Raw genomic sequence first — 6,370 nt, forward strand, 5'->3', positions numbered from 1 at the left:
ATTATATAGAAGCTTTAACTAGCGATGATGATAATGATGTTAATTTCGGAGTGTATGGACTTTATGCAGCAACTACCCATCAAGGAAGTGTTTATAAATCTTCAAAAATGGCTGTTCCTTATTTGGCTGATTTACTTAAGTTCAATAATAATGCTTCAGAATTGGCATGCATATTTTTAGCTAGAATAGCATTAGGAGAAAAGCATTTTATTAATACGCCATTCTTTTATAAAACTAAATATTATGGTACTGTTAAAAAATATAAAAATGAAATACTAGATTATTATAATAAAAGCAATTCTCTTGAAGCTATGAGATTATTATGTTTTATTCCAAACTCTTTATATTAAATATAATAAAGTTATTTATAAAAATTGTGAGCCTCTGGCAAATTTATTTGACAGAGCCTTAGAGCGAACAATTTTTATTAGTAATAATAAAAAAATAATGCTTATATTCGTCAGGCTTCAACTTTATTAGTACAAGGTTTTACATCTGCACAGCATAATTATAAAATTTATAATAAAGATTATTGTAAAGAATATCCAAATATTAATGATATTAATGAGATAAAAAAATTAAAAGTTAATAAGCATATTGAAGAAGTTTATAATATTATGAACAATAGTGAATCTCTTTTGGTGAGAGGCTCTGCAGCAATTTGCTTAGATTATACTGGTATTTTTAATAAAGATATTTCTAATTTGCTTTTATATATAACAGAAAATAATTGTGCAGGTGTTGATTGGGCATGGGATGATAATTTTTCTAATATAGCAAAATATGCTTGGCTTTATTCTAGTGATATAGAAACATTATTAAGTACTGAAGGTATTAAAACAAAAAGCAATGTATTTATTGCAGGTAAAGTTAATAATGAAAAAAGTTATAATGATATTTTAATAGAAGCTGCTTCAAGAGTTTTTCCATACAAAGATAAAAGAGATGAGTTAATAAATATGGAATTGAATGATATACAAAAAAGAGTATTAAAAAGAATAATTGATAAAGCTCCTGATTTGCTCGGTAGTTATGAACTAGAAGCTATTAATATACCTTTAAATATAGAATCTGCCAAAAGACTTATATATGATGATTATAAAAATAGTAAATTGCTTTGTAAAATAATAGATTTTAAACCTATATGGTATATTATAGAAGAAGCATTAATGAAAAAGATGAAAATATTATTACTGATACAATTATTAATAGTAATGTAGATGCATTAAAATTATTGTTTGAAATATATACTCCTATAAAAAATATATTTAATAAAGAAATTATAAAAAACACTTTAAATATAGACTGTTCTTTTGACAATAAAGCGTCAAAAGAAAAAACAGCAATTTTATTATCTTCCATAGCTGATTGTTTGTATAATAATATAGGAAATTATCAAAATGAAATATTTAATTATTTAGATGAAGTGCTTGTAAAAGTAAAAGATTTTAAAGATGATTATGACTATAAAGAAAAATTGGTTTGAGAATGTGTAGGAGTATGTTTACTTGCATTGGGACGTTCAAAGTTATTAGATGAAAAATATTGTTGCTTGGTTCGTCCTTATCATAGATATATTGAATATTCAAGTTTTCCAAGAAATGTATTTTTAGAATTATTAACTTACACTTCTTTAGAACATCAGGAAATTATAAAAAATAAGTTTGGTATTAAGTAGTATTATTTTATTTTATAGAAATCATCAATATTGTATATGTTTTTATGAATAAGATTAACGGCTTTTTTGTATTCATAATCATTTAATTTATTTGATGACATTATCCTAAATTCTATAAATGTAACTTTTCCATCATCTAAAAAATAAGGGTACGGATAAATATTATCATGCAAATGGAACCCTAAAGATTTATACCAATTTATACGTCTGCATGCCAAACTGTTAATATTTTCCGGTACAACTTCAACTATTATATTATTATGTATTTTTAAAAGTTCTTTTAATGCAGCACTTCCGTATCCTAAACATCTGTGTTTTCTTTCTATAGCGAAATATTCTATATAAAGAAAATCCTCAAGCTGCCAGCATAAGCATACGCCTATATGTATATTATCTTTCTTAATATCATAAAGATTTTTTTTAATTGATGATTTTTTATTAAAAGACTCTTTTAAACTCCAATTTTCTCTAATATTAAAAGAGTCTCTTATAATATCTTCATTTAGATTTGAAGTATTTGTACTTTCTATTAATTTTATCTCCATTTATCAATTTCATCTAATCTAGGTTTGTATACTTTATTATATAATATTTTTGTAATACTGTCATGCTCTTCTTTGCTTTTTATATTTTCGCTTGTCATTATTTTCATTTTCATTGTAGATATTTGATTATTTTTATCAATACATGGCATATCATAATCATATTCTGCCAATATAAACCCATATCGTTTGTACCACTCTATACGTTTTTGTGCTATTTCATTTAAATCATAAGGTTCTACTTCTATTACAATTAATTTGTCTTTAAGCATATCAAGTATTTTTACTAGAACTTCTGAACCGTAATTTTTACCTCTTAATTTTTTATCTATAGCTAAATACTCTCCGTAATTAAAATCTTCTAAATACCAAAGCATAGTTAATCCTATTGGTGTTTCATCATCAAGTATGCCGTAAAATTTATAATTATGATTATCTTTATTTTCTAAAGTCATAGCAAAAGACCATCTTTCTTCAGGAGGAAATGCATCATTATATAATTCTTCATAGAAATTCTTATTTTGCAAGTCATTTTTCATTTCAATTAATCTAATCATAAAAGCACCTCTTATTTTATAATTAGTCCGATTATATACTATTTTTAAAATTAAGTAAATATTGTATCGTATGTTATGATTGAAATTTAATAATATTTTTTTATATATTATAAAAATATATTATTATTTTGCTTGAACTTTTTAAATAAAGTTATATATTTAAAAATATATTCCAATTTCTAGGGGTTTTTTATGGCTAAAATGAAAATTATGATAGCATCATCAGAAGCAGCACCGTTTATAAAAACAGGTGGTTTAGCTGATGTAGTTGGCTCATTGCCGGCATATTTAAAAAAATTAGATGTTGAGGCTTTTGTTGTTCTTCCTAAATATAGGGATATAAATTTTCATGACTGCTATTTAGAAAATGTACTTCCTACTATGGGAGTATGGATGGGGAATGGAGAGGAATGGTGTTCAGTATTTAAAACAGTGAAAGATGGAATAGATTTTTATTTCATAGAACATCATAATTTTTTCAGCAGAGAAGGTCTTTATCATGATGCATCATTTAATGATTATCAGGATAATGCTTGGAGATTCGGATTTTTTTCACGTGCGGCTTTGCAGTTATGTAAGGATTTGCAGTTAGATGTTGATGTTGTTCATGTTAATGATTGGCAGACAGCTGCTATTCCTGCTTATATAAAGACTTGGCATTGGAATGATAGAATAGGACGTGCTGCTAGTTTGCTAACTATACATAATGCTAATTATCAAGGTATATATAATGCCTCTACTACTTATGATTATTTAGGTTTAGGTTGGAATAATTTTAGTCCGGATACATTTGAGGATCATGGAAATATTAACTTTTTGAAAGGCGGAATATTCTTTTCTGATGTTGTTACTACAGTGAGCCCTACTTATGCAAGAGAGATATCTTCTCCTTACGGCGGACATGGTATGGCGCCTTATTTGCAGAATAAAACTACAAGTTTCTTTGGAATACTTAATGGTATAGATGAGAATGAATGGTCTCCTGAAAAAGATAAATATATACCTGCGAATTTCTCTGCAGATAAAATGGAAGGTAAAAAAATATGTAAGAAAGAACTTCAAAAAAGATTTTTATTGTCTGAGGATGATGATGTTGTTTTAATAGGTGCTGTAGGACGTTTTGTAGATCAGAAAGGATATCATTTTATAGCTTCTATAATAGATTCTTTGGTTAATAATATGAAAATTCAGTTCTGCATACTTGGTACAGGTGACAAAGGATTAGAAAATTTCTTCGGAGATTTGCCTAAGAGATATCCTACCAGAGTTGGTTCTTATATAGGATACAGTAATGAGCTTGCACATTTAATAGAGGCTGGATGTGATTTATTTGTTATGCCTTCATTGTTTGAACCTTGCGGACTTAATCAAATGTATTCTTTGAAATATGGAACTTTGCCTATAGTGCATGCTACAGGAGGGCTTGAAGATACTGTTGAAAATTATAATGAACAGACTGGAGAAGGTACAGGTTTTAAATTCTATGATTCTACAGCTTCAGCATTATATAATACCATTGGTTGGGCTGTAAGTGTTTATTATGATCATAGAGACAGATTTACTGCTATGCAGAAAAGAGGTATGAAAATAGATAATTCTTGGGAAAAGAGTGCTAAAGAATATGTTAAGGCTTATGAACTTGCTATTTTAAATAAAAACAATTATGATAGAAGCTGCGGATTATAATATTTAAAGAATAAAACAAAGAAATAAAAAATAAAAATCGGAGAATTTAGTGATGGAAAAAACTAATAATATTTTGTATGTAATGCCTGGTCAAAATTTCCAGGATGAAGAATACTTTGAAAGCAGAAAAATATTTGAAGCTGCCGGATACAAAACAGAAGTATCATCTACATTTATAGGTTCTGCTCAGGGAAAATTAGGCGGGATAACTAATATAGATTTGCTTTTTAGTGAAGTTGATGCTATTGAATTTGATGCTGTTGTATTTATAGGCGGAATAGGATGCATAACTTTATGGGATGATTGGCGTACTCAGGGACTTGCTAAATTATTTTTGGATAATCAGAAAGTAGTTGCAGGAATAGGCAGCGGAGTTGTTATTATGGCTAATGCTAGAATATTAGAAGGTATTAATGTTACATGCCTTCCTGCTGATGAATCTCATGTAAGACATGGTAATGCTAATATTATGCCTGACAGCGTTGTTGTTTCTGGAAATATTATTACATCTAATGGTCCTTCTTCATCTAAAGATTTTGCAAATGCGGTTATTAATGTATTGAACAGTATTTCTTAAAATTTTATTATTGTGAAGGGCTTTTAAAAGCCCTTTAATTTTTTATAATCAATAATTCATACTTTTTATTTAAACTCTTACTTATAAAAATACATGTTATTTAGTATCAAATGTATAATATTTATACATTAACTTTCAATTATATAAAAGTAATGTATAAAAATACATTATAAGTAGTTGTAACTTATTTAGATTTCATATATAGTATATTTATACAGTATTAATATATACGGTATAAATAGGAGAGATATATGAAACCCTTTCAAAACAAACTTTATCATAAAAAACTAATCAAAAATATATTGGATAATATAGAGGAGGATGATTATTTTTATAACAAAAGATATAATTGGGAGGGGTAGTGGGTTATAATGCGTGTAGACATTAAGGAAGCTGTAAAGAAAACTGATTGCGAAAACATATCAGATTACAGTCATGAGGTTTTATGTAAGGTATTAAAATTTTTGGAGGATAAGTAATATGTGTAATTTATGTCCTAAATATGAAACCTGTAATAAATTATGCGATAAGGTATTAAATGAGATTAATAAAAGCATTGGAAAAAAAAGAAAGCATAATATTGACAATACTGACAGCAGGGAAGTATTGTTAACTAATGATGATTTGGATAATATTATATATGCAAACTCATTAACAAATAATGAGTACAGCAGATTATCAAATCTAGTTATAGCTATATTGACTCCTAAGCAAAAAGAATTGTTAAAATTATTTTCAGAAGGAAAAACTCAGTCAGAATTGGCAGAGATATTTAATGTAACTCAATCATCAATATCTCAAAATATTAAAGCTATAAAGAAAGAGATATTCAGTCAATTTAAAATGGTTATAGAAATATAATTTAGATATAAATAAAGGGAGGCACTCATTTAAGAATGCCTCCCTCAATATGGTTAATATTACAACATCAAGTAAATATTAATTATTGTAATAATCTAAGAGCACCTTGTGGTAACTGATTAGCTTGAGCAAGCATAGACAAGTTAGCTTGGTTAAGAATTTGATCTTTAGCAAGTTTAACTGATGCTTCAGCCATATCTGTATCACGAATTCTGCTTTCAGAAGCCTGCATGTTTTCGAATCCAATCATTAAGCCTTGAGCAGTCATTTCTAATCTGTTTTGATAAGCACCTAAGTCAGATCTTTGTTTTAATACTTTAAGAAGAGCTTCGTCTACCATACCTATAACAGAGTTAGCTTTAGATGGGCTAGAAACACTGATGAATGTAGCTGTAGTAGCTGGTCCAACTGGGTTTTTAAGTCCAAGAGCTTGGCTGTTCATAGTACCTATATAAACACGTTTTCTTTC

At 27.6% G+C, this 6,370-nt stretch carries 9 protein-coding genes and 1 pseudogene; 7 read left to right on the forward strand and 3 right to left on the reverse strand.

What is annotated here, in order from left to right; genetic code table 11:
- From Q0J90_RS04370 to Q0J90_RS04385, 4 genes and pseudogenes are all read left to right on the forward strand, one after another.
- A pseudogene (locus tag Q0J90_RS04370) lies at window positions 1–350 on the forward strand (hypothetical protein); the annotation flags it as partial.
- A 267-nt stretch (window positions 351–617) separates the two neighbouring features.
- The gene (locus tag Q0J90_RS04375; RefSeq protein WP_297276747.1) at window positions 618–1,220 is read left to right on the forward strand and encodes a hypothetical protein; all 603 of its coding nucleotides are present in this window, start codon (window positions 618–620) and stop codon (window positions 1,218–1,220) included.
- Window positions 1,145–1,486 (forward strand): hypothetical protein, encoded by a 342-nt coding sequence (locus Q0J90_RS04380; protein ID WP_297276748.1) that lies wholly within the window; start codon window positions 1,145–1,147, stop codon window positions 1,484–1,486. Before Q0J90_RS04375 ends, Q0J90_RS04380 begins: the two co-directional genes overlap by 76 nt.
- Before the next feature lie 27 nt (window positions 1,487–1,513).
- The gene (locus Q0J90_RS04385) at window positions 1,514–1,678 is read left to right on the forward strand and encodes a hypothetical protein (RefSeq protein ID WP_297276749.1); all 165 of its coding nucleotides are present in this window, start codon (window positions 1,514–1,516) and stop codon (window positions 1,676–1,678) included.
- 2 nt (window positions 1,679–1,680) lie between these two features.
- On the opposite strand, the gene Q0J90_RS04390 is transcribed toward Q0J90_RS04385, so the two are convergent.
- Together Q0J90_RS04390 and Q0J90_RS04395 are read right to left on the reverse strand one after the other, a co-directional pair.
- A complete protein-coding gene (locus Q0J90_RS04390; RefSeq protein ID WP_297276750.1) occupies window positions 1,681–2,223 on the reverse strand; it encodes an N-acetyltransferase in 543 nt (180 codons plus the stop codon).
- Entirely contained in the window at window positions 2,214–2,777 is a 564-nt protein-coding gene (locus Q0J90_RS04395; protein ID WP_297276751.1) for a GNAT family N-acetyltransferase, read from the reverse strand. Before Q0J90_RS04395 ends, Q0J90_RS04390 begins: the two co-directional genes overlap by 10 nt.
- 192 nt (window positions 2,778–2,969) lie before the next feature.
- On the opposite strand from Q0J90_RS04395, the gene glgA reads away from it, so the two are divergent.
- The 3 genes from glgA to Q0J90_RS04410 all read left to right on the forward strand — a co-directional run bounded on the left by glgA (window position 2,970) and on the right by Q0J90_RS04410 (window position 5,901).
- On the forward strand, window positions 2,970–4,463 hold the full coding sequence (gene glgA / locus Q0J90_RS04400; protein WP_297276752.1) for a glycogen synthase GlgA: 1,494 nt from the start codon (window positions 2,970–2,972) through the stop codon (window positions 4,461–4,463).
- A gap of 52 nt (window positions 4,464–4,515) precedes the next feature.
- Complete coding sequence (locus Q0J90_RS04405) at window positions 4,516–5,040, forward strand: DJ-1/PfpI family protein (RefSeq protein ID WP_297276753.1); 525 nt, start codon at window positions 4,516–4,518, stop codon at window positions 5,038–5,040.
- A 480-nt stretch (window positions 5,041–5,520) separates the two neighbouring features.
- The gene (locus Q0J90_RS04410) at window positions 5,521–5,901 is read left to right on the forward strand and encodes a sigma factor-like helix-turn-helix DNA-binding protein (protein WP_297276754.1); all 381 of its coding nucleotides are present in this window, start codon (window positions 5,521–5,523) and stop codon (window positions 5,899–5,901) included.
- 82 nt (window positions 5,902–5,983) lie between these two features.
- Here the strand turns inward: Q0J90_RS04410 and Q0J90_RS04415 are convergent.
- The coding region (locus Q0J90_RS04415) for a flagellin (RefSeq protein WP_297276755.1) at window positions 5,984–6,370 on the reverse strand (387 nt) is incomplete at its 5' end.

This window comes from uncultured Brachyspira sp., from assembly GCF_944390595.1.
Classification (GTDB): Bacteria; Spirochaetota; Brachyspiria; order Brachyspirales; family Brachyspiraceae; genus Brachyspira.

Bases quoted from the DNA above. Each gene is read 5' to 3' on its own strand.
- Q0J90_RS04375 (WP_297276747.1), top strand. From the start codon at position 618: ATGAACAATAGTGAATCTCTTTTGGTGAGAGGCTCTGCAGCAATTTGC.
- Q0J90_RS04380 (WP_297276748.1), top strand. From the start codon at position 1,145: ATGGTATATTATAGAAGAAGCATTAATGAAAAAGATGAAAATATTATT.
- Q0J90_RS04390 (WP_297276750.1), bottom strand. From the start codon at position 2,223: ATGGAGATAAAATTAATAGAAAGTACAAATACTTCAAATCTAAATGAA.
- Q0J90_RS04395 (WP_297276751.1), bottom strand. From the start codon at position 2,777: ATGATTAGATTAATTGAAATGAAAAATGACTTGCAAAATAAGAATTTC.
- glgA (WP_297276752.1), top strand. From the start codon at position 2,970: ATGGCTAAAATGAAAATTATGATAGCATCATCAGAAGCAGCACCGTTT.
- Q0J90_RS04405 (WP_297276753.1), top strand. From the start codon at position 4,516: ATGGAAAAAACTAATAATATTTTGTATGTAATGCCTGGTCAAAATTTC.
- Q0J90_RS04410 (WP_297276754.1), top strand. From the start codon at position 5,521: ATGTGTAATTTATGTCCTAAATATGAAACCTGTAATAAATTATGCGAT.